General features: G+C 67.4%; 23 protein-coding genes and 1 tRNA gene. 12 read left to right on the top strand and 12 right to left on the bottom strand.

Going from position 1 to position 21752, the window contains the following annotated elements; translation table 11 throughout:
- The first annotated feature begins 425 nt into the window (after positions 1-425).
- From ACRARE_RS12940 to ACRARE_RS12930, 3 genes are all read left to right on the top strand, one after another.
- Positions 426-1244, top strand: a complete 819-nt coding sequence (locus ACRARE_RS12940) for a hypothetical protein (protein ID WP_432656865.1) — start codon at positions 426-428, stop codon at positions 1242-1244.
- Between the two features lie 129 nt (positions 1245-1373).
- Positions 1374-2492 (top strand): DUF6902 family protein, encoded by a 1119-nt coding sequence (locus tag ACRARE_RS12935; protein WP_432656864.1) that lies wholly within the window; start codon positions 1374-1376, stop codon positions 2490-2492.
- Positions 2489-3472, top strand: a complete 984-nt coding sequence (locus tag ACRARE_RS12930; protein ID WP_432656863.1) for a DMT family transporter — start codon at positions 2489-2491, stop codon at positions 3470-3472. Before ACRARE_RS12935 ends, ACRARE_RS12930 begins: the two co-directional genes overlap by 4 nt.
- Before the next feature lie 196 nt (positions 3473-3668).
- On the opposite strand, the gene ACRARE_RS12925 is transcribed toward ACRARE_RS12930, so the two are convergent.
- Complete coding sequence (locus ACRARE_RS12925; RefSeq protein ID WP_432656862.1) at positions 3669-3986, bottom strand: HesB/IscA family protein; 318 nt, start codon at positions 3984-3986, stop codon at positions 3669-3671.
- Positions 3987-4114: 128 nt separating this feature from the next.
- Between ACRARE_RS12925 and ACRARE_RS12920 the strand changes: the two genes are divergently transcribed.
- A complete protein-coding gene (locus ACRARE_RS12920) occupies positions 4115-5326 on the top strand; it encodes a deoxyguanosinetriphosphate triphosphohydrolase (protein ID WP_432656861.1) in 1212 nt (403 codons plus the stop codon).
- 40 nt (positions 5327-5366) lie between these two features.
- Here the strand turns inward: ACRARE_RS12920 and ACRARE_RS12915 are convergent, their stop codons facing one another.
- Complete coding sequence (locus ACRARE_RS12915; RefSeq protein ID WP_432656860.1) at positions 5367-5624, bottom strand: YjhX family toxin; 258 nt, start codon at positions 5622-5624, stop codon at positions 5367-5369.
- A 294-nt stretch (positions 5625-5918) separates the two neighbouring features.
- The gene (locus ACRARE_RS12910; protein WP_432656859.1) at positions 5919-7301 is read right to left on the bottom strand and encodes a Hint domain-containing protein; all 1383 of its coding nucleotides are present in this window, start codon (positions 7299-7301) and stop codon (positions 5919-5921) included.
- A gap of 257 nt (positions 7302-7558) precedes the next feature.
- On the opposite strand from ACRARE_RS12910, the gene argS reads away from it, so the two are divergent.
- From argS to ACRARE_RS12880, 6 genes are all read left to right on the top strand, one after another.
- Positions 7559-9304: an arginine--tRNA ligase gene (argS, locus tag ACRARE_RS12905; protein ID WP_432656858.1), complete on the top strand. Its 1746-nt coding sequence runs from the start codon at positions 7559-7561 to the stop codon at positions 9302-9304.
- Positions 9305-9385: 81 nt separating this feature from the next.
- Complete coding sequence (locus ACRARE_RS12900) at positions 9386-10357, top strand: SPOR domain-containing protein (RefSeq protein WP_432656857.1); 972 nt, start codon at positions 9386-9388, stop codon at positions 10355-10357.
- A gap of 1 nt (position 10358) precedes the next feature.
- Positions 10359-11354 carry a beta-N-acetylhexosaminidase gene (gene nagZ, locus ACRARE_RS12895; protein WP_432656856.1) on the top strand — a complete coding sequence of 332 codons (996 nt, stop codon included), beginning with the start codon at positions 10359-10361 and terminating at the stop codon, positions 11352-11354.
- Between the two features lie 3 nt (positions 11355-11357).
- Positions 11358-12206: a segregation and condensation protein A gene (locus tag ACRARE_RS12890; RefSeq protein WP_432656855.1), complete on the top strand. Its 849-nt coding sequence runs from the start codon at positions 11358-11360 to the stop codon at positions 12204-12206.
- Positions 12199-12939: an SMC-Scp complex subunit ScpB gene (gene scpB, locus ACRARE_RS12885; protein WP_432656854.1), complete on the top strand. Its 741-nt coding sequence runs from the start codon at positions 12199-12201 to the stop codon at positions 12937-12939. Before ACRARE_RS12890 ends, scpB begins: the two co-directional genes overlap by 8 nt.
- Before the next feature lie 122 nt (positions 12940-13061).
- Complete coding sequence (locus ACRARE_RS12880) at positions 13062-13256, top strand: hypothetical protein (RefSeq protein ID WP_432656853.1); 195 nt, start codon at positions 13062-13064, stop codon at positions 13254-13256.
- Between the two features lie 31 nt (positions 13257-13287).
- Here the strand turns inward: ACRARE_RS12880 and ACRARE_RS12875 are convergent, their stop codons facing one another.
- From ACRARE_RS12875 to ACRARE_RS12835, 9 genes are all read right to left on the bottom strand, one after another.
- Positions 13288-14427 carry an MFS transporter gene (locus ACRARE_RS12875; RefSeq protein ID WP_432656852.1) on the bottom strand — a complete coding sequence of 380 codons (1140 nt, stop codon included), beginning with the start codon at positions 14425-14427 and terminating at the stop codon, positions 13288-13290.
- Positions 14428-14481: 54 nt separating this feature from the next.
- The gene (locus ACRARE_RS12870) at positions 14482-15558 is read right to left on the bottom strand and encodes a 2'-deoxycytidine 5'-triphosphate deaminase (protein ID WP_432656851.1); all 1077 of its coding nucleotides are present in this window, start codon (positions 15556-15558) and stop codon (positions 14482-14484) included.
- Positions 15559-15686: 128 nt separating this feature from the next.
- Positions 15687-15763, bottom strand: a tRNA-Pro gene (locus ACRARE_RS12865).
- A gap of 155 nt (positions 15764-15918) precedes the next feature.
- Complete coding sequence (locus ACRARE_RS12860) at positions 15919-16692, bottom strand: MerR family transcriptional regulator (protein WP_432656850.1); 774 nt, start codon at positions 16690-16692, stop codon at positions 15919-15921.
- Positions 16693-16703: 11 nt separating this feature from the next.
- The gene (gene ihfA, locus ACRARE_RS12855; RefSeq protein ID WP_432656849.1) at positions 16704-17009 is read right to left on the bottom strand and encodes an integration host factor subunit alpha; all 306 of its coding nucleotides are present in this window, start codon (positions 17007-17009) and stop codon (positions 16704-16706) included.
- 114 nt (positions 17010-17123) lie between these two features.
- The gene (locus tag ACRARE_RS12850) at positions 17124-18098 is read right to left on the bottom strand and encodes a beta-ketoacyl-ACP synthase III (protein ID WP_432656848.1); all 975 of its coding nucleotides are present in this window, start codon (positions 18096-18098) and stop codon (positions 17124-17126) included.
- Complete coding sequence (gene plsX, locus ACRARE_RS12845; RefSeq protein WP_432656847.1) at positions 18095-19219, bottom strand: phosphate acyltransferase PlsX; 1125 nt, start codon at positions 19217-19219, stop codon at positions 18095-18097. The genes ACRARE_RS12850 and plsX overlap by 4 nt, the downstream gene beginning before the upstream one ends.
- 31 nt (positions 19220-19250) lie before the next feature.
- Positions 19251-19457: a 50S ribosomal protein L32 gene (gene rpmF, locus ACRARE_RS12840; protein ID WP_432656846.1), complete on the bottom strand. Its 207-nt coding sequence runs from the start codon at positions 19455-19457 to the stop codon at positions 19251-19253.
- A 228-nt stretch (positions 19458-19685) separates the two neighbouring features.
- A complete protein-coding gene (locus ACRARE_RS12835) occupies positions 19686-20258 on the bottom strand; it encodes a YceD family protein (RefSeq protein ID WP_432656845.1) in 573 nt (190 codons plus the stop codon).
- Between the two features lie 134 nt (positions 20259-20392).
- Between ACRARE_RS12835 and ACRARE_RS12830 the strand changes: the two genes are divergently transcribed.
- Both ACRARE_RS12830 and ACRARE_RS12825 read left to right on the top strand, forming a co-directional pair.
- A complete protein-coding gene (locus ACRARE_RS12830) occupies positions 20393-20806 on the top strand; it encodes an outer membrane protein assembly factor BamE (RefSeq protein WP_432656844.1) in 414 nt (137 codons plus the stop codon).
- 180 nt (positions 20807-20986) lie between these two features.
- The gene (locus ACRARE_RS12825; protein WP_432656843.1) at positions 20987-21721 is read left to right on the top strand and encodes a GNAT family N-acetyltransferase; all 735 of its coding nucleotides are present in this window, start codon (positions 20987-20989) and stop codon (positions 21719-21721) included.
- Positions 21722-21752: the final 31 nt, after the last annotated feature.

The following is a 21752-nucleotide window of genomic DNA, read 5'->3' as shown; positions in this document are numbered from 1 at the left end:
AACCCTTTTCTCTTTCCTTGCTGACGCGAAAGCGCAACTCTGAGCTTTGTGCATTGGTCTGATCTCGCCCTGGCGGTGCAGGACCGGCATCCCGTCTGATCGCTTTTTGGGTCTTTGCGCCCCGGCTGTCCAGACGGGTCTCGTGTGTGTGGTGTGGGCGGCGCGATTCGACCCTTCGTCAGGGGGCGGACGCGAATCCTTGCTCTGTGTTCGACGGATGTTCCGATTCTGGCGGGCAAGCGAATTTGCTTGTCAAAATTTTGGCAGTAGTTTGTTGTTCACATGGAAACAATACCTTGGCGAAAGAAGTTATTGTGAATAACTTCCGCTTGACACGGTAAAATTGAAAAACCTGTTTTCAGGTCTCCTTTCGCGTGCCAGCGTTTGGCTACACGTCCTTTCTTTTCAACGACTTGGAGACCAAGATGTCCGCTATCCGTAAATCGGCTCTCGCCGCTGCCCCGCGCTCTTTCGACACTGAATCCCTGCTGGACGGCGACGCTGTCGAGATGTTCACCTCGGGCTCGGCTCCGGTGATGGGCGACATGATGGGCGGCGACGCGACCGCGATGTTCACCTCCGGTTCCGCCCCGCTGCGGGCCTCCACCACCCTGGCCGGTGACGCCACCGAGATGTTCACCTCGGGCTCTGCGCCGATGGCCTCGGATGCCGCCGCCGGTGACGCGGTTGCGCTCTTCACCTCGGGTTCCGCGCCGCTGACCTCCGACGCCGCCGCGGGCGACGCCGTGGAAATGTTCACCTCCGGTTCCGCGCCCCTGACCTCGGATGCCGCCGCCGGTGACGCCGTTGCGCTCTTCACCTCGGGCTCCGCGCCCATGGCCTCCGACGCCACCGCAGGCGACGCGGTCGAAGCCTTCACCTCGGGCTCCGCGCCCATGGCCTCCGACGCCACCGCAGGCGACGCGGTCGAAGCCTTCACCTCCGGCTCCGCGCCCCTGACCTCGGACGCCACCACCGGCGACGCCGTGGAAATGTTCACCTCGGGTTCCGCGCCTGTTGCCACCGACGCCACCGCCGGTGACGCGGTCGAGGCCTTCACCTCTGGTTCCGCCCCCGTGACCTCCGAGGCCGCCGCAGGCGACGCGGTGGAAATGTTCACCTCCGGCTCCGCCCCCAAGGCCACCGCAGGCGAGGCCGTCGAAGCCTTCACCTCCGGTTCCGCTCCGCTGACCTCGGACGTGACCGACGGTGACATGGTGCAGGCCTTCACCTCCGGCAGCTAATCGCTCCGACCGAGCAAACTTGCCCGGATCGGGCAGGGGAGCGGCAGAAAGGACGCCTTCCGTCTGATTGTCGCCCGACCAGATGGCGCCGCCTGAAGGTGCCGACGATCAGACGGAAAGGACCCGACCATGTCGAATGTCGTTCAACTGACCTTCCCCGCCCGGAGCCAGGGCCGGGCCGCGCGCCGCGCGGCCCTGCTCGACCGCTTCGCCTGCGAGCGCCGTTCCCAGGACGACGTTTTCTGGCTGAAGGAGAATGCCGAGGTTCTCAATATCCTCGAAAGCACCGGCCAGACCCTGGCCTCGGGCGATCTGCCCGCAGGCGCCCTGGCACCCTATGAAGAGATCTACGCCACGCTGGAAAAGCGTCTGGGGTTCTTCCCGCAATACTACCGTTTCTACCTGTCGATCGCCCTGGACCTAGAGGCGCTCGGGATGCCCGGGGGCAAGGCCGAACGCATGGTGCACTGGGCTGCCACCGAAGGCCTGGCCGAGGCGGAACTGTCGGATCTGCAACGGGCCGAGGCGCGGCGGCTGATGCTGCGACGCGGGATCGACCCCACGGGCAGCGCCGCCGAGTCGCAGGCGCTGAGCGCGCGGCTGACGCGCTTCATCTCTCGTCCGGCCACCTTCATGGTGCCGAACAAGAAGGCCGCCTACGAACTGACCCACATCGTCTTCTACCTCAGCGAGTATGGACGAAAAATCACACAATTGACGCGTTCAGCAGAAGAAAGCCTTAACTTTGCCGGAACGCTCGCCTACCTTGACCTTAATGCGGACCTTCTGGCGGAAATCTGCGTGGCCATGCGCTATGCGGGGATGACGCCCCCGGACATCTGGGAAGACTGGCTGAGCCGCGAAACGAACGGGTTCACCGTCGATCCATGGGAGGGCGCAATGGCGCATGATGGCTATCACGAGTTCCTCGTGAGCAACTGGGCCCTGGCCACATCGGGCCGCCAAGAGGCCTTCTGCCAGACCGTCCCCGAGGGCCGCGTGGCCTTCCATGCCGCCCCCCGCGCCGTGGCCCCGCTGCGCCGCATGTCGCAATGCCTGCTGGAGATGGACGGCGCCCGCTCCTCCGACTGGACCCGGATGGAAGGGGTGATCTGCGAGGCCCTGGCCGATGACGCGGCCATCGCCCATCTGACTCGCGCCACCCGCGCCTGCACCGATTTCGAGACGTTCTTCGCGGGGTTCGCCCGCGCCGAGCAACTGGCCCCGACACAGAGGGCCCTTGCGTGACAGACCGGACGACCCCGAAACTGACCTTGGCAAAGAAGGCGACCCTTGGCGGGGTCGCCCTTGTCATGCTTTATACCGCGCTGATCTCTTCGGCCGATGCGATCACCAAGTTCCTGGCGGGCGGCTATGCCGCGCCGCAGCTCTACGTGATCTCGGGCGTGCTGGTCGCGGCCTTCTGCCTTGGCGCCGAGGGGCTGAAGGGCGGCCGCGAGGGTATGGTGCTGGCCACCAGCACCTCGCGCCCCGTCGAGATGGCGGTGCGCTCGATCGCCACGGTGCTGGCCTCGGTCTGCTATTTCTATGCCTTCAAGCTGCTGGAGTTCGCCGAGGTCTTCATCTTCATCGGGTTGATGCCGATCTTCGCCGGGCTGATGTCCGGCCCGATCCTGCGCGAAAAGGTCTCGACCGCGGTCTGGTTTGCCCTGGCCGCCGGATTCGTCGGCGTGGTCTGCCTCTTCCCCGACGGGATCCACGGCATGTCCTCCGGCCATGTGATCGCCTTCGGGGCCACCTTCTCGGGGACGCTCTCGATGGTCATGGCGCGGCGCATCGGTCAGTTCGAGAACAACGCCCTGGCGCAGGTCTTCTGGCCCAATGCCACCCTGGCGGTGGTCATGGCCCTGGCGCTGCCCTTCGTCTACAAGCCCATGTCGGCGGCGGATCTGGGCTGGGTCGGCGCCTATGCCGCTTTCCTCTTCTTCGCCCGCTGGGTGCTGGTGGTCGCGCTGCGCAAGCTGGCGGCCTATGTGGTGACCCCGCTGATGAACCTGCAATTCGTCTGGATGGTGATCCTGGGCAGCGTTGTCTTCGGCGAAAAGACCGGGGCCAATATCGTGCTGGGCTCGGCGATCGTCATCGGCTCGGGGCTCTACCTGATCTACGACCAGCTGGCGCGCGGCAAGGTCGTGCGCGCGGGCGGCTACAAGACCCTGGCCGCCGTGGATGGGGGCGACAAGGCGCCCGCCGCCCCCGCCGAATAAGCGCTGAAGAGATCGCCCCCGGGCGGGAACGACAAACGGGCGGGCCCTCGCGGCGCCGCCCGTTTCTTTTCGCCTGTATCTTCTCGTTTGCCAGAAATATCCCGGGGGAGTCGCCCGCAGGGCGGCGGGGGGCAGCGCCCCCTTTCCCTTTCACTTGCCGCCTTCCGGCGGCGGGGGCAGGGCCCCCTCGGTCCGGTCAGATCGAGAAGGAGGTGCCGCAGCCGCAGCTGGCGGTGGCATTGGGGTTGTCGATGGTGAACCGCGCCCCGATCAGCTCTTCGGAAAAGTCGATCACGGCGCCTGCCAGGAAGGGCAGCGAGGTCGGGTCGACGACCACGCGTTGGCCCTTGCCCTCCAGCACCAGGTCGTCCTCGGCCACGGCGTCCAGCTTGATCTCGTATTGAAAGCCAGAGCAGCCGCCGCCCTCGACAGCGACGCGCAGGGCCTGGTCGTCCGCGCCGATTTCGGCCAGTCGGTCGAAGGCGCGCTCGGTCACTTTCGGGGGCAGGTTCATGACACATCTCCACGGGATCAGAATTCAGCACCGGCCGGGGCGGCCCCCCGGCGGGACATTTTGCATGTCGTCGCAGGCCAATATAAGGAAGGGGGCAAGTGGCGACAAGAAGCCGAAGGGACACGATCATGCGCGCGCCTTATGCCTCCGACCCAGCCCTGTCGCGGGGCCGCCTGTACCCGGAAGAGGAAAGCGCCTTCCGCTCCTGCTTCCAACGCGACCGCGACCGGATCATCCATGCCTCGGCCTTCCGGCGGCTGAAGCACAAGACTCAGGTCTTCATCGAACATGAGGGCGACTACTTCCGCACCCGGCTGACCCATTCCATCGAGGTGGGGCAGGTGGCGCGGACCATCGCGGGTGCCCTGAACCTGAACCAGGAACTGACCGAGGCCGTGGCCCTGGCCCATGACCTGGGCCATACCCCCTTCGGCCACACCGGCGAAGATGCGATGCATGATCTGATGGCCCCCTATGGCGGCTTCGATCACAACGCCCAGGCGATCCGCATCGTCACCAACCTGGAACGCACCTATGCGGAATGGGACGGGCTGAACCTGACCTGGGAAACCCTGGAAGGCATCGCCAAGCACAATGGCCCGGTCGAGGGGGGGATCCCCGCAGCCCTGGCCGAATACAACGCCCGCCATGATCTGGAACTGCACACCCACGCCAGCGCCGAGGCCCAGGTGGCGGCCCTGTCCGACGACATTGCCTACAACAACCACGATCTGCACGACGGGCTGCGGGCCGAGCTCTTCTCGACCGACGAACTGGCCGAGCTGCCGATCCTGAAGGGCTGCTTTGCCGAGGTCGACCGCCTCTATCCGGGGCTGAACTACTACCGTCGCCGCCACGAGGCCCTGCGCCGCTTCTTCGGGGTGCTGGTCGGCGACGTGATCGACGTCAGCCGCGCCAATCTTCAGGCCCTGAACCCCGACAGCGTCGAGGCGATCCGCGCCGCGGGGCGCCCCATGGTGCAGTTCTCGCCCGCCATCTGGACCGACCTGAAGGTGATCCGCGAGTTCCTCTTCCACCGCATGTATCGCGCCCCCGAGGTGGTGGAGATGCGCAAGAAGGTCACCCGGATCATCATGGAGCTGTTCCCCATCTTCATGGCCCATCCCGACTATCTGCCCAAGCAGTGGCGCAAGGATGTCGAAGAGATCGAGGGCGACGAGATGAAGCTGGCGCGCATCGTCTGCGACTATATCTCGGGCATGACGGACCGGTTCGCCATCGTCGAACATGCCCGCATCACCGGGATCGAGCCGGAACCCGGCCTGCGCGCTTCGGGGCCGGGCCATATCCGCTACGCCGACCGGCTGGCCGAGGACTAGGCGGGGGCGGGGCAAGGCGCCCCGCCCGCCACCCGTTGCCTTAGCGATTGTCGGGCTGGGCCCGCACATTGCGCCGCCCCTTGTCCGAGATCCGGTAGGGGCTGGAGGCGCGGCTTTCGATCAGCCGCCGTTGCCTGAGGCGCCGGAAGACCTCCAGTGTCAGATCGCTGAGGATCAGCCCGTCGCGGGTGACGCAGGTCACCTCGGTGACCCGGCCATTGGGTGCGCGTTCGTACAGGATGCGCCCACCCTGTGCCAGCGCGTGCAACACGCGCTGTTCGATTTTCGAGATATTCATGAAAAGATGCCGTATGTGAAACCACGTCAGGCGCGCGCGACTGCCCCTGCCGGATCGTCTCCGGCGGGATCACGCGGCCGCTGGTCCCGGGGGGACCGTTAGCGGGTTCCGACAATCTCCAGCATCTACAATTCCCTGGCGTATGCGTTACGGGTCTGCGCCTGACCTAGGCGGTGGCGCGCCGCGTTTCAAGGTCCGGCCCCGCGGACGGGCAGGGGTCGTGCCGGGCTGCGGCACGGGGGCCACAGGGGACAGGGGGCGCAGGGAGGCAGGGGCCGCCGCAGGCCCAGGGCGTCAGGCGACGCCCTGGGCCTGCAAGGGCTGGTGGTTCTTGCGGTGGCGCAGCTGCATCCGTCGCCCGCGCTTGCCGTTCACCAGGGGTCGTGCCGCGGGCAGGGCGTCGCCCGCCGCCAGACGTTGCAGCAGATCGGGGAAGAGCGCGGCCAGTTCGGCCCGTGCCTCGGGGGTCATGGCACGCAGGGCCTGTCGACCAAGGTACAGGCTTTCCGAGGCGGCGCCTTCGGCCTCGATCACCTCGTGGCTGTCGAAGACCAGGTGGTGATAGCTGATCGCCTGATCGGCCGTGCCCAGTGTCACACCGGGCAGGCCCACCAGATGCTTGGCGGCCACAAGGATCTCGTCTGCGCCGAACATCCGCTGGGCGATACGCGAGCAGACCAGGATGCGGTGCTGCTGGCTGACCACCAGATCGCGGGCGGGCACCCCGGGGCCCAGGGCGCCGGCGCGGATCGCGACCGGGCAGAGGGCAGGATGGCGCGCCAGACGCGCGGCCTCCACATGGGTGGCGGCATGCCAGCGCAGCGGTTGCGCCCCGTGATCGCGGGTCAGCACCAGATCGCCGGGCACCAGATCCTCGATCGGGCAGGGCCCCTCGGGCGTGGCGATCAGCGTTCCGGCGGTGAAACAGGGCGGCGCCACCGAGGTGAAGGCCCCTTCACCGATCATCAGCGCGGAATCGTATTTGGCATCGTTGAAATCGGCCACGACGATCTTCAGCGTGTAGGTCTTGCCCGCCTCGACCTCCAGCGTCAGGGTGCCGGTCTTGATCGCGTTGAAATCGGTGTTGTAGCGCAGCCAGTTGCCGGTATCGCCATTGTTCAGCCAGGGACCGTTTTCCATCGAGTTGAGGTTGAAATAGCCCCCGTCCTGGCCGCTGATCGGCAGCAGTTCCATGTCGTTGCCGTTCTCGTCGCCCAGGTAGACGGCGGCGGAATCCGAATAGGCAGAGCCATAGTAGACCGGGTATTCCTCGGTCAGGAAGGTCAGGGGCACGGTATAGGTGCCGCTTTCGGTGGCGGTGAAGTTGATCTCGATCCCCGCCGCGTCATAGGAGGCCGCGTGCCCGGGCACCGTGGCCTCGATGTCGCTGTCGCCGCCCTGGCCACCGTAATAGCTGGTGTTCATGTCGGTGCTGAGGTGATCGTTGTCGTAGTCGCCGTAGCCCTCGTTGAAGTCCTCGGCCCGCCCGGTCGAGAAGATCACGCCGGTATCGCCCGGGGTCACGTCATTGTCGATGTCGTCGCCATTGGAATAGGTCCGGGTTTGCCCCGAGGTGCCGATCAGCTGCGCCGAATTGATGGTGATCCCGCTGTCGCTGCCGAAGAGAAGCTCGGCAACGCCCGTGGCGCTTTCAGACGCGTAATTCAGATCCGACATGACTATCTGCTTTCTGCAAAGGCTGGGGCCATTCTGGCCGCATCGGTTCTCTGCCCGATTTGTGAGAAGAATGTGGCAAGTTAAGGATAATTTTCGAACGACTTGCACGTATACCCGACATCGACCGGGGGCAAGGGCGCCGGGCCGGGGCGCCCGCGCCGGGCACGACAGGGCCGCCCGGGGCCTCTTCGACCCTGTCGGCATTGACCTTGCGCGTCGGGCTGCTAAACCCCGGCGGGACACCTCAGGGAATAGCCATGAACCTCTTTACCGATATTCGCGCCCTCGTTCTCGACAGCCTCGCCGCCCTTCAGGCGGAAGGGCAACTGCCGGAGGGCCTGTCCTTCGACAACGTCGCGGTCGAGCCGCCGCGCGATCCGGCGCATGGGGACATGGCCACCAATGCCGCTATGGTGCTGGCCAAGCCCGCGAAGATGAAGCCGCGCGACATCGCCGAGGCCTTGGCGGCGAAGCTGACGGCGGATGCGCGCATCACCTCGGCCGAAGTGGCTGGCCCGGGCTTTCTGAACCTGCGTCTGGCGGGCGACAGCTGGGCCGGGATCGTGGCGGGCGTGCTGGCCCAGGGCGCGGCCTATGGCCGGTCGACCATGGGGGCGGGGCAGAAGGTCAACGTGGAATACGTCTCGGCCAACCCGACGGGTCCGCTGCATGTGGGCCATACCCGGGGCGCGGTCTTCGGTGATGCCCTGGCGGCGCTGCTGGATTATTCCGGCCATGAGGTGACCCGCGAATACTACATCAACGACGGCGGCGCCCAGGTCGACGTGCTGGCCCGCTCGGTCTACCTGCGTTACCTGGAACAGTTTGGCCGCGAGGTGACCTTCGAGAATGGCACCTATCCGGGCGAATACCTGATCGACGCCGGGATCGCGCTGAAAGAGAAGGTGGGCGAGGCCTATGTCGATCAGCCCGAAGAGGTCTGGCTGGCCGAGGTGCGCGAATTCGCCACCGACGCGATGATGGAGCTGATCCGCGAGGACCTGAAGCTGCTGAACGTCGAGATGGATGTCTTCTTCTCGGAAAAATCCCTTTACGGCACGGGCCTGATCGAAAAGGCCATCGACCGGCTGCGGGATCAGGGGCTGATCTATCGCGGCGTGCTGGAGCCGCCGAAGGGCAAGCAGCCCGAGGATTGGGAGCCGCGTGAGCAGACCCTGTTCAAGTCGACCGAACATGGCGATGACGTGGATCGGCCGATCATGAAATCCGATGGCGCCTGGACCTATTTCGCCCCCGACATCGCCTATCACTACGACAAGGTCGAACGCGGCTTCGACGCGCTGATCGACGTCTTCGGCGCCGACCATGGCGGCTATGTGAAACGGATGAAGGCCGCCGTCTCGGCCCTGTCCGGGGGCCGTGTGCCGGTGGACATCAAGCTGTGCCAGCTGGTGAAGCTTTACAAGAACGGCGAGCCGTTCAAGATGTCGAAACGCGCCGGCACCTTCATCACCCTGCGCGACGTGGTCGAACAGGTGGGCTCCGACGTGACCCGCTTCGTCATGCTGACCCGCAAGAACGACGCGCCGCTGGATTTCGATTTCGACAAGGTGCTGGAGCAGTCGAAGGACAACCCGGTCTTCTACGTGCAATATGCCCATGCCCGGGTCTGCTCGGCCCTGCGCCGCGCGGAAGAGGCGGGGATTGCCTGCGACGACGCCACCCTGGGCGCCGCCGATCTGTCGGGCATGACCCACGAGGCCGAACTGGCCGTGGCGCGCAAGCTGGCCGAATGGCCGCGCCTGGTCGAGATCGCCGCCCGCACCCACGAGCCGCACCGCATCGCCTTCTACCTCTACGAACTGGCCTCGGATCTGCACGCGCTTTACAACCGCGGCAACGAGGAAACCCAATTGCGTTTCGTGCAAGAGGATGCCCCGGCGATTTCGCAGTCCAAACTGGCCCTTGCGCGGGCCGTGGCCGTTGTCATTTCCGCAGGTCTTGGTATCCTGGGCGTGGAACCGGTGAAAGAGCTGCGCTAACGCAGCCCCGCCGGGTCCAGACAGGCACGTTCCAGATCTAGACGCGAGACCGGGCGGCAAAGCCCCGGCGGGCAGAGGCATATGGCAGACTTTCCGGCAGACGGGCGCTATGCGTCCTATGACGATTATTCCGACACATCCGCGCCCTCGACGGGGTTCGGCGGCCTGGTCACCTGGGTCGGCGGGGTGCTGTCGCTGGCGCTGATCGCCGGGGTCGGCATCTGGGGCTACAAGATGGTCATGCGCGATGTCTCGGGCGTGCCCGTGGTGCGCGCCATGTCCGGCGAAAGCCGCCGCGTCCCCGAGGCCGCAGGCGGACAAGAGGCCGAGTTCCAGGGCCTGTCGGTGAACCATGTCGCCGCCACCCAGGGCGCCCAGCCCGCCGCAGGCACCGTCACGCTGGCCCCCGCACCCATGGGGCTGGGGGACGAGGCGATCACCGAATCCGAACTTGAGGCCCGCGCCGCAGCCCAGGCCCGGGCCGCCGCCCCCGTGACCTCGCCCGCGCCGCTGGATCTGTCCGACCCGCAACGGGTCGAGGACCTGGCCGCGCGCCTGTCTGCCGGTGCCGCGCCGCTGACCGCGATGCAGCCCAAGACCGTCACCGTGCCCGAAAGCGCCGAGGCCGCCGCCGCGCCCGAGCCGCGCGCCGCCACCCCGCGCCCGGAGGGGGGCCTGGCCGTGGCCGTGCGCCCCAAGGCCCGGCCCGACGAGCTGCTGGCCAGCGTTGCCGCGCGCCAGGTTGCAGGCCCGGTTTCCGTGCCCAACACGGTGCTGGACGTGGCCCCGGGCGACGTGCCCGAGGGCGCGCGCCTGGCCCAGCTGGGCGCCTTCGCCTCGCAGGACATCGCCGAGCAGGAATGGGACAAGTTCGTCGCCCGCTTCGGCATCTACCTGGACGGCAAGCAACGGGTGATCCAGCGCGCCGAAAGCGGCGGCCGGATCTTCTATCGCCTGCGCGTCCTGGGCTTCGACGACCTTTCGGACAGCCGCCGTTTCTGCGCCGCGCTGGTGGCCGAGGGCGCCGACTGCATCCCCGTTTCGGCCAAGTGACATGACCTTCGGCGCCACCATCCTGGACCCGACCGGTCCGCGACTGTCGGCGGAAGAGAAGACCTTCTTTGCCGCCGCCAACCCCTTTGGCTTCATCCTCTTTGCCCGCAATATCGAGGATGCGGATCAGACCCGCGCCCTGTGCGACGAGCTGCGTTCGGCCGTGGGCCGTAACGCGCCGATCCTGCTGGACCAGGAGGGGGGCCGGGTGCAGCGCCTGCGCCCGCCGCTGGCGACCGAGTGGGAGCCGCCGCTGGACTTCGCCGCCCGCGCGGGCACCCATGCGGAAGAGGCCATGCGCCTGCGCTATGCCATCACGGCGGCAGAGATGCGCGCAGTCGGCATCGACGTCAACTGCGCGCCGCTGGTCGATGTGGCGGGCGCGGGCACCCATCCCTTCCTGCTGAACCGCTGCTATGGCACCGATGCCGCGCAGGTGGCCCGCCTGGGGCGCGCCGTGGCCCAGGGGCTGATGCAGGGCGGTGTCCTGCCGGTGGTGAAGCATATCCCCGGCCATGGCCGCGCCCGCGCCGACAGCCACCTGGAACTGCCGCGTGTGACCGCCTCTCTGGAGGAGCTGGACGCGGTGGATTTCGCCCCCTTCAAGGTGCTGAACGACCTGCCCATGGGGATGACCGCCCATCTGGTCTATGACGCGCTGGATCCCGACCGCCCCGCGACCCTGTCGCCGGTGGTGATGCAGGCGGTGCGCAACCGTATCGGCTTCGACAATCTGCTGATGACCGACGACCTGACCATGAAGGCCCTGGCGGGCGATCCGGCGGATCTGGCCCTGGCCTCGCTGGCGGCAGGCTGCGACGTGGCGCTTTTGTGCAATGCCGATCTGGACACGCGCCGCCGGGTGGCCGAGGCGGCCGGGCTGATGACCCCTTCGGCGCAGGCCCGGGCCGACCGGGTCACCGCCCTTCAGGGACCGGCGCCCGCGCTTGACATTGACGCTCTGAAAGCCAAGCTGACCGCCTTGATAGACGGGTAAGCGATGGCCGCCGACGATTTCGAAGACGACACCCCGCTGCGGCGGCTGGAGGCGGATGCCTCGGGCCCCGACGGGCAGGGGCGCATCACGGTGGCCGAACGGCTGGCCGCCGAGGCGCTGATCGTCGATGTCGAGGGCTTCGAAGGGCCGCTGGATCTGCTGCTGACCCTGGGGCGGACCCAGAAGGTCGATCTGATGAAGATCTCGATCCTGACCCTGGCCGAGCAATACCTGGCCTTCGTCGAGAAGGCCAAGAGCCTGCGGATCGAACTGGCTGCCGATTACCTGGTCATGGCCGCCTGGCTGGCCTTCCTGAAATCGCGGCTGCTGCTGCCGCCCGACCCCTCGGAAGAGGGGCCTTCGGGCGAGGAACTGGCCGCCCACCTGGCCTTCCAGCTGGAGCGGTTGCAGGCCATGCGCGACGTGGCCGCCCGGCTGATGGCGCGCGACCAGAAGGGGCGCGATTTCTTCGTGCGCGGCGTGCCCGAGACCGTGGAACGGGTGCGCAAGGTGACCTATTCCGCCACCCTGCTGGAGCTGATGCAGGCCTACGCCCGGATCCGCACCAAGGACGAGTTCCGCCCCTTCGTCATGGACCGCGACAATGTCTTCACGATGGAACAGGCGCTGGAACACATGCGCGCCATGGTGGGCTTCGCGGGCAGCTGGACCGAGCTGTCGGCCTATATGCCCCCCGGCTGGACCAGCGACCCGATGCGCCGCCGCTCGGTCACCGCGGCCACCTTTGCCGCCTCGCTGGAACTGGCGAAAGAGGGCAAGGTGCTGATCCGCCAGTCCGAGACCTTCGCCCCCATTCAACTGCGCCGCCGGGAGGACCGTAGAGATGGCTGAGCCCGACCCCGAGATCCGCGACGACGCGACCGACACCGGCGCCCCCGAGGAGGCGCCGCAAGGGGCCGAGGCGGGCCCGACGCGCGACAGCCTCTTCGAGGCGCCGCCCATGGGCGAGCAGGAACGCATGGTCGAGGCGATCCTCTTTGCCTCGGCCGAGCCGGTCACCGTGGCCGATCTGAACGCCCGCCTGCCCCATGGCTGCGACGGGGCGGCGGCGGTCGAACAGCTGCGCAAGCGCTATGAGGGGCGCGGCGTGCGCGTGGTCCGCGTGGCCGAGGCCTGGGCGATCCGCACCGCGCCCGATCTGGGCTTTCTGCTGCAAAAGGAAACCGTCGAGAACCGGAAACTCAGCCGGGCGGCGATCGAGACCCTGGCCATCATCGCCTATCACCAGCCCGTCACCCGCGCCGAGATCGAAGAGATCCGCGGCGTCAGCGTCTCGCGCGGGACCATCGACCTGCTGCTGGAGCTGGAATGGATCCGCTTTGGCCGCAGGCGGATGACCCCGGGCCGCCCCGTCACCTTCGTCGTCACCCCGCATTTCCTGGACCATTTCGGCCTGGAGACCCCGCGCGATTTGCCGGGGCTGAAGGATCTGCGCGCCGCAGGTCTGCTGGATAGCCGCCCGCCGCCGGGCCGCGACGAGGACGAGCGCGCCCCCGACGAGGATCAGGCCGATATGTTCGACGAGGACGCTGTGATCGAGCCCGACGACCCCGAGGCCTACTGACCGGCACCAGCGCGGCCGCGGGGCCGGACCCTCACCTCGGCGTGAGGGGGCCATGAAATCTCCGCTTTTCGGCGTTAGATTAGGCCTGAGGCCCCCAGGGGCAGCCCAGAAAGGGACAGGACATGAACGCAGACAGACTGATCCGAATGCTGTTCAACCGGGTGCTGCGGCGCGCGGCGAACAAGGGAATGAATGCCGGGATCGACCGGCTGGCGGGCGACAGCCCCGAAGGCAAGCAGCGCGCCAAGCAAAGCAAGAAGATGGCCCGGCAGGCGCGTCAGGCGCAGCGGGTGATCCGCCGCCTGGGCCGGTTCTGACCCGGGGTCTCGCCGGGCCGGTGCAGCGGGCCTAGATCGCCACCCGGCGCGGCGCCAGGCACTCCACCAGCGCCAGCGTCAGGCAGGCCGCTGAGATCAGGTTGCACCAGGCGATCCCGCCCGCCTCATAGGGCAGGCGGAAGGATAGCGCCCCGCCCAGCACCGCCAGATAGGTGATCGAGGAATTCAGCCCCAGGATCGCGCCGCGCTGGCTGGCCTCCAGCCCGGCCAGGCGGCTGACGACGAAGTTCAGCCCCAGATGCTGGGTGATGCCCCAGAGCAGGGCCAGCGCCAGCAGCAGACCGTAGTGCGGCGCCACCGTCGAGAACCCCAGATAGACCAGCAGGAGCCCGGCAAAGCTGATCGCCCCCGCCGTGACCTGCGGCAGCCGGTCGAGGTAGCGGTCGAGGAAGGTCGAGATACCGAAACCCGTGCCGTAGCTGAGGATCAACAGGCCCGCCGCATCGGTGCCGCGCCCCAGGTCATCGGCCACATGCACCCCGATAAAGGCGAAGGTGCCGTAAAAGCCCAGCATCAGCAGACCCGCCGAGGCCAGCCCGCGCCCGATCCCCGGCACCCGCAGCGCGGTCAGGGGCGAGCTGGCGCTGCCCAGGCGCCGCACCCGCAGATCGGCCCGCGACAGGGCCAGGTAAAGCGCGGTCATGAAGACCAGCAGCAGCCCGTAGACCGCCCGCCAGCCGACCCATTCGGCGACAAAGCCCGCGCCTGCGACCCCCGCCACCAGGGCCAGGGTCCAGCCCGACAGCATCAGCCCCATCGAGCGTTTCTCCTCGCCCTCGGGGCCCAGTTCCGGGGCCAGGCCGTAGATCGCCGGAATGGCGATGCCCGCGCCCAGCCCGCCGATGGACTGTGCCGCGATCAGCAGCCATTTGCCCGGCGCCAGGGTCGAGACCAGAAGCGAGATCAGCAGCAGCACCAGCGCCTGCATCAGCGCGGGCCCCGGCCCGATCCGGTCGGCGCGCGGCGCCAGCAGCAGGGCCGACAGGGCGGTCATGCCGCCATAGGCCGCCGCCGCCTGAAGCACCTCGGCCGGTTCCGTGCCCAGATCCTGCGCCACGGCGGCGCTGATCGGGGCCAGCACCATGGAATTGGCGCCCACAACGGCGATGGCGCCGGTCATCAGGGCGAGGGGTTTGGTGATGAAGGCCATGGGGTCGTCTTGAGAATTTGGGAGAGGGCAGGGCGAGGCGGCAGGGGCGCCGCCTCAGGTGCTGCGGAAATGTTTGGACAGTTTCAGCCCCTGACCCTGGTAGTTCGAGGCGATCTCCTGCCCGTAAAGGGTCTCCGGGCGCTCGGCCATCTTCTCGAAGACCAGCCGCCCCACCACCTGGCCGTCTTCCAGCACGAAGGGCGCCTCGTGACAGCGCACCTCCAGCACCCCGCGAGAGCCCGCGCCGCCCGCCTCGGCATAGCCGAATCCGGGGTCGAAGAAGCCCGCGTAATGCACCCGGAACTCGCCCACCATGGCCAGATAGGGGGCCATCTCGGCGGCGTAATCGGGGGGGATGGTCACCGCCTCGCGGCTGACCAGGATGTAGAAGGCGCCCGGGTCGAGGATGATCTGGCGCTCGTCGGTGCGCACCTGTTCCCAGAACTCGCGCGGATCGTACTGGCCGATCCGGTCCAGGTCGATGACCCCGGTGTGCGGCTTGGCGCGGTAGCCCACCAGACGGTCCGGCCCGGGGGACAGATCGACCGAGAAGCCAAGGCCCTGTTCGATCACCGCCGCCCCGCTGACCAGCGGCGTCCGGGCGTGCAGCGCGCGCAGCGCCTCGTCCGACAGGGCCGCCTGACCGGCGCGGAAGCGGATCTGGTTCAGCCGCATTCCGGGCCGCACCAGAACCGAGAAACTGCGCGGGCAGATCTCGGCATAAAGCGGGCCGGTATAGCCTGCGGGGATTCGGTCGAACTCAGTTCCCTCGTCGGTGATCAGCCGGGTCAGCAGGTCCAGCCGCCCGGTCGAGCTTTTGGCATTGGCCATCGCCGCCGTGCCTGCGGGCAGGGCCAGCGATTCCATCAGCGGCACAACGTAGACGCAGCCCTTTTCCAGCACCGCGCCCTCGGTCAGATCGACCTTGTGCATCTCGAACTCGGCCAGCCGCTCGGCCACGCTGCGGCCCTGGCCCGCCAGGAAAGAGGCGCGCACCCGCCAGGCCACCGTGCCCAGGCGCAGGTCCAGGCTGGCGGGCTGGATCTGTTCGGGAATGATCGCGGGCGTGCCCGTGATCTCGCCCGAGGCGATCATGCGTTTCAGGTGCTGGCTGGGCAGGATGCCGGTCATGGGCCATGTCTCCTCTTGGAGAGGCAGATTAGGCCCAGAGCGCGGCGATGAAAAGCGCCAAGACCCGCCGGAGAAAGGGTTTTCTCCGGCGGGGTCTTTGGTGACCGACGATTGGTATCGGGGATATTTGGTCGGGCTAGCAGGACTCGAACCTGCGACCTTCCGTCCCCCAGACGGACGCGCTACCAGGCTGCGCTATAGCCCGACGGTTCGCGCTTTCTATCCGATCTGCGGGGGAGGGCAAGGGCTTTTTCGCCCCCTTGGTCGCAAAAATTCCGGTCACCTTCGGGGGCGCAGATCTGCGCCGGATCCAGGGCGGATCCGGGGCGAACTTGCGGGGGATCGCGGGTTCGGGGTGGCTTAGCCGAGCGCGGCCAGCTGCCGGGCCAGATCCAGCGCACGGGCGGCCTGGGCGGCGGGCAGGGGGCTGCGGCGGGCCGCTAGCGCGGCCAGCACGCCCGGGGCGGGGGCGAAAGAATCGTCTTCCGGATCTTCGGGCAGATCGGGCAGGACCGGGGCGAGGTCTGCGGCGCTTTCTTCGGGGGCGTCGTCGAGATCCGAGAAGAGGTTGCCGGTCTCGTCCTCGTCGTCCTCTTCCGTGGCGCCCTGCGCCACCGCCGGGGTCTCTTCCGGCGTCTCGGGGGCTTCGGTCAGGGCGGCGGGGGCCGTGGCGTGGCCGGGCGCCGGGGCGGCGCTGTCCTCGGGGGCCTCAGCGGTCGGGGCGGCGGCGGGGCCTGCCTCGGTTCCGTCGGGCGGCGTCATCGGGCCGGGGCCCGCCTCGGGCGCGGGGGGCGCCTCGGGGGCGCTGCCGCGCGGTTTCAGTTGCACGATCTCGGCTTCCAGCGGCACCGCCAGGTCATCCAGCGGCGGCGACATGGCGGCCACATGGGCCGTGCCCCGGTCGCGCAGCAGCTTCTGCACGCCCTTGATCGTCATCCCCTCTTCGTGAAGCAAGCGCTTGATTCCGCCCAGCAATTCCATGTCGGCGGGGCGATAGTAGCGGCGGCCCCCGGCGCGTTTCACCGGGCGGACCTGGCTGAACTTGCTTTCCCAGAAGCGCAGCACATGGGCCGGCGTGCCAAGCCAGTCGGCCACCTCGGAAATGGTGCGAAACGCGTCTGCGGATTTGGGCATGATTGACGCCTTCAGCTGCCCTTGTTGCCGGCGGCGACGCGATCTTTCATCAGATGCGAGGGGCGGAAGGTCAGCACGCGGCGCGGGTTGATCGGCACTTCCTGGCCGGTCTTCGGGTTGCGGCCCACGCGGGCGGCCTTTTCCCGGACCGAGAAGGTGCCGAAGGACGAGATCTTGACCTGTTCGCCGTTCACCAGCGCGTCGGACATGTGGTTCAGGACCGACTCCACCAGCTGGGCGGAATCGTTGCGCGACAGGCCGACCTCACGGAAGACGGCTTCGCTCAGGTCCATTCTGGTCAGGGTCTTTTCACTCATCGCCGGTCCCTTTCTGGTTGGAGAGAGCATAGGCGCCGCGCTTTTTCCGAGTCAATATCAATGCATTGCTACGAAAAGGTAATCCGGGGCTTTGGGCGGGGTCAGCCGGGTCGCTTACCAGCGGATCACGACAGAGCCCCAGGCCAGACCGCCGCCGATCGCCTCGGCCACCAGGACCTGGCCGGGGGTGATCTTGCCCTCGGCCACGCCGACCGAGAGGGCCAGCGGGATCGAGGCGGCAGAGGTATTGCCGTGATCCTGAACGGTGACGATCACCTGCTCCATCGGCACACCCATCTTCTTGGCGGTGCCCTGGATGATGCGGATATTGGCCTGGTGCGGCACGATCCAGTCGACATCCTCTGCGGTCAGCTGGGCCTTTTCCAGGGCGGTCTCGGCGGTCTCGGCCAGCTTGCCCACGGCCTGGCGGAACAGCGGGTTGCCCTGCATCCGCAGCTTGCCCGCCACGCCCGAGGTCGAGACGCCGCCATCGACATAGAGCATGTCGCGGTAGCGCCCGTCGGAATTCAGGTCCACCGACAGGATGCCGCGATCCTGGGACGAGCCAGAGCCGGTGCGCGCCTCCAGCACCAGCGCGCCCGCGCCGTCGCCGAACAGCACGCAGGTGGCGCGGTCGGTCCAGTCCATGATGCGCGAGAAGGTCTCGGCGCCGATCACCAGCACCCGGTTGGCCTGGCCCGACAGGATCATCCCGTTGGCATTGGCCAGGGCAAAGATGAAGCCCGCGCAGACCGCCTGCACGTCATAGCCGAAGCCCCGGGTCATCCCCAGGCCTTCCTGCACCATGGTGGCGACAGAGGGGAAGGTCAGGTCGGGGGTCGAGGTGGCGACGATGACGCAGTCGATGTCGTCAGGCTTCAGCTCGGCCGCCAGCAAGGCGCGCTCGGCGGCCTTGACGGCCATCTGCGAGGTGGTCTCGCCCTCGGCGGCGAAATGGCGCCGCTCGATCCCCGAGCGGGTGCGAATCCATTCGTCGGTGGTGTCGAGGGTCTTTTCGAACTCGGCGTTTTGCACGATGCGTTCGGGAAGATAGTGGCCGACGCCGGTTGCTACTGCGCGAAGTGTCATTCGGTCTCCGTCCCTCGTTCCGCGGCATCCTGAGCCAGCGAAACGGCGGATGCAACCCGTGCCGCGATCTTCTCCTGAAAACCGCTGGCTGCCAGCTGATAGGCCAGTTTGACGGCGGCGGAAACCCCCATGGCGTCGGCAGAACCGTGGCTTTTCACCACCGGACCGTTCAGACCAAGGAAGACACCGCCGTTGACCCGGCGCGGGTCGATGCGTTTTTGCAGGCGCCGCAGCGAGGTCAGGGCCAGCACGGCGGCAAAGCGCGACAGGGGCGAATACTTGAAGGCTTCCTTCAGGAAATCGCCGATCAGCGAGGCGGTGCCTTCGCCGGTCTTCAGCGCCACGTTGCCGGTGAAGCCATCGGTGACGATGACGTCGCAGACATCGCCGGGAATATCCCCGCCCTCGACGAATCCGACGAAATCGAAATTGGCGTTCTCGGCGGCCTGGCCGATCAGCTCGTGCGCGACCTTCAGCTCGGGGCGGCCCTTGTGCTCTTCGGTGCCCACGTTCAGCAGGCCGATGCGCGGCCGGGCCAGGTTCATCCCGTTGCGCGCGTAGGAGGCCCCCATGAGGGCGTATTGCAGCAGGTCTTTCTCGTCGGCGCGGATGTCCGCGCCCACGTCCAGCATCACGTTGAACCCCTGGGGGTTGCGCGACGGCCAAAGCACGGCGATGGCGGGGCGGTTCACCCCCGGCAGCTTGCGCAGCCGCATCATCGACAGCGCCATCAGCGCGCCGGTATTGCCGCAAGAGACGCAGACCTCGGCATCGCCTGCCCGTACCGCATCCAGGGCCGACCACATCGAGGTGGCCTTGCCGTGGCGCACCACCTGGCTGGGCTTGTCGTGCATGGTCACGACATCCTGGGCATCGCGCACCTCGACCCGGCCCGCCAGGTTGCGCCTGCGCGCCACCAGCCGGTCCAGCTCGTCCTTCGGGCCGTGCAGGATGAAGTCGATGTCGGGATTCTTGCGCGCCGAACGCGAAATGCCGGCAACAACAGTTGCCGGCCCGCGGTCGCCGCCCATGGCGTCGACGGATAGAACGATGCGGCGCGAGGCCGGACCCGCGGGGCGGGACGTACCGCTGTCCTGATCTGACGGATGAGACGCAGACATTTAGGACAGATGCCCCCAGGCCTTCACGGACTTATGCCGCGTCTTCGTCCAGGTCGATCTCGTCGGCCAGTGCAACCACTTCGCGATCCGCGTAGTGACCGCAGGACGGGCACACGTGGTGCGGCCGCTTCAGCTCGCCGCAGTTCGAACATTCGTTCGGGTTCGCAGCCGTCAGAGCGTCGTGCGCACGACGATTGTTGCGGCGCGACTTGGAGACTTTGTTCTGTTGGACAGCCATGTCACAACCTATCGTATTCGGGGGCCAAAGCGTCAAACCCGGCCCGGTTTCTCGTGGATGCGAGGCTCTTAGTCGGACAGGCCCGTCGCATTCAACCCAAAATTCGGATGGAGGCGCGAAAATACTGCGAAAAAGTCTCTTCGCAAGCGATTCTTTGCCCCCCGGCAGGTCGGGGCGGGGCGCGGCCTGCCCAGTGCCTGCCAGATGCCTGGCAGGGCGCGGCCCGGCTCAGCCCTTCTTGCCGCCGTCCTCGTCGTCGGCGGGGCGCCGCGCGGCCAGCAGATCGGCCAGACCGGCCAGCGGGCGGGCGTCCTCGTCGGTCATCGCCGCCTTGCCCGGTTCGGTGAAATCCTGCTGCCCCAGTTCGGCCCCTTCGGCACGCGGATAAAGGGGCAGGGCCAGGGCCAGGGCCTCGGCCATGACGGCGGCGGGGTCGATATGGCTGCCCAGCTTCTCCAGGCTTTCATCCTCGGGCATCTCGACCTCTTCGGCCTCGACCGCCTCGTCCGGCAGATGCGGGGTGAAGCGGCGGGTGACGTCCTCTTCGATCCGCGTCGTCACCGGGGCAAGGGTGACCGAACAGGGTTGCACTACCGTGGCGCCCAGATGCCCGGTCAGCAGCCAGTCGCGCTTGCCCGCCGGGCGGACCTCGCCGCGGAAGGACAGCTTGCGCAGCGCCTTCAGCGACAGCAGCTCGGCCAGGGCGGCGGTTTCGGCGGCGTCGGGGGTCAGCGCAAAGGGGGTCGGCGCGGTTTTCGGCAGGGTGGAGACGCGCAGGGCGGAGGCAGAGCTTTCGGTCATGGGAGCCTTTCGTGCTTTCTTGCGTCAGTGTAACTCGTTATGTAGGCGAGGTAGAAGCCTGTGCACTGGAAAACAAGAGGGGCAAGATGGCGGGGATCGGCAAGAAAACGAGCGCAATCGTCATGATAGTGGCGATGCTGGGGATTGCAGGCTGCACGGCGCAGTACCGCAACCACGGCTATGTGCCGGACGAAGAGATCCTGTCGCAGGTTACCGTGGGCGTCGATACCCGCGACACCGTCCTCGAGGTGATCGGCGCGCCGACGACTTCGGGCGTCCTGGACCAGGGCGATTTCTACTACATCCGCTCGCGGGTGAAGCAATTCGCCTGGAAGCGTCCCGAGGTGATCGAGCGCACGGTGATGGCCGTCAGCTTTGACCAGCGCGGCGTGGTGCGCAATATCGAGACCTTCGGGCTGGAAGACGGCGAAGTGGTGCGCCTGCAAAGCCGCGTCACCAGCTCGTCCACCGCCGACAAGACCTTCATCCGCCAGCTTCTGGGCAACCTGGGCCGGTTCAACGCCGCCTCGGTGCTGGGCGGCGAGTAAGGGGCGGGCGCCGGGGCCTGCGCGCCGGTCGGCAGCCAGACATTTGGGATTTTCCGGGGGCCGGTGCGCGAAAGACGCACCGGCCCTTTTGTCGCCAAGCCTTGCGCCTGTCACGATGCGGTCACATCTGCCATGCTAGGCGGGCGGAAACCGATCCGCCCCGCCGCCGGAGTGCCTGACATGCTGTCGCTGAAGAAGGGGCGCTATGCCGCCCGCCTGGCCGAAACCCCCGAAGACATCCGCGCCGCGCAGCGGCTTCGGGCGCTGACCTTCTTGGGCGACGCCGATCTGCCCGATGCCGACGATTTCGATTCGATCTGCGCCCATATCCTGGTCGAGGACCTGCGCAGCGGCGCCCTGGTCTGCTGTTTCCGTATGCTGCCCCTGTCGGCGGGGCGCGAGATCGGTCGCAGCTATTCGGCGCAGTATTACGAGCTGTCGGGGCTGGAAAGCTTCGAAGGGCCGATGGTCGAGATGGGCCGCTTCTGCATCCACCCCGAGGTGCGCGACCCTGACATCCTGCGCATCGCCTGGGGCGCCATGACCGATTACGTCGATCGCAACGGGGTCGAGATGCTGTTCGGCTGTTCCTCCTTCAAGGGCACCGATGCCGAGGCCTATCTGGATGCCTTCGCCATGCTGAAGGAACGTCACCTGGCGCCGAAACGCTTTTTGCCGCGGGTGAAGGCGCCCAAGGTCTTCCGCTTTGCCCAGAAGCTGGCGCGCAAACCCGATGCCAAGCGCGCCATGCTGGGGATGCCGCCCTTGCTGCGGACCTATCTTCTGATGGGGGGCTGGGTGTCGGACCATGCGGTGGTCGATCCGAAGATGAACACGCTGCATGTCTTCACGGGGCTGGAGATCAAGGCCATTCCCCCCGCGCGCAAGCGCCTGCTGCGCGCCACGGCGGGGTAAGGTCTGCCTGATCGGGTCGCGGTGCCGTCGG

Origin of the sequence: Pseudooceanicola aquaeponti (genome assembly GCF_050897975.1) — a bacterium.
GTDB lineage: Bacteria > Pseudomonadota > Alphaproteobacteria > Rhodobacterales > Rhodobacteraceae > Pseudooceanicola.
The sequence above is the reverse complement of the archived record's forward strand: the minus strand, read 5'-3'. Positions and strand labels throughout refer to the sequence as shown.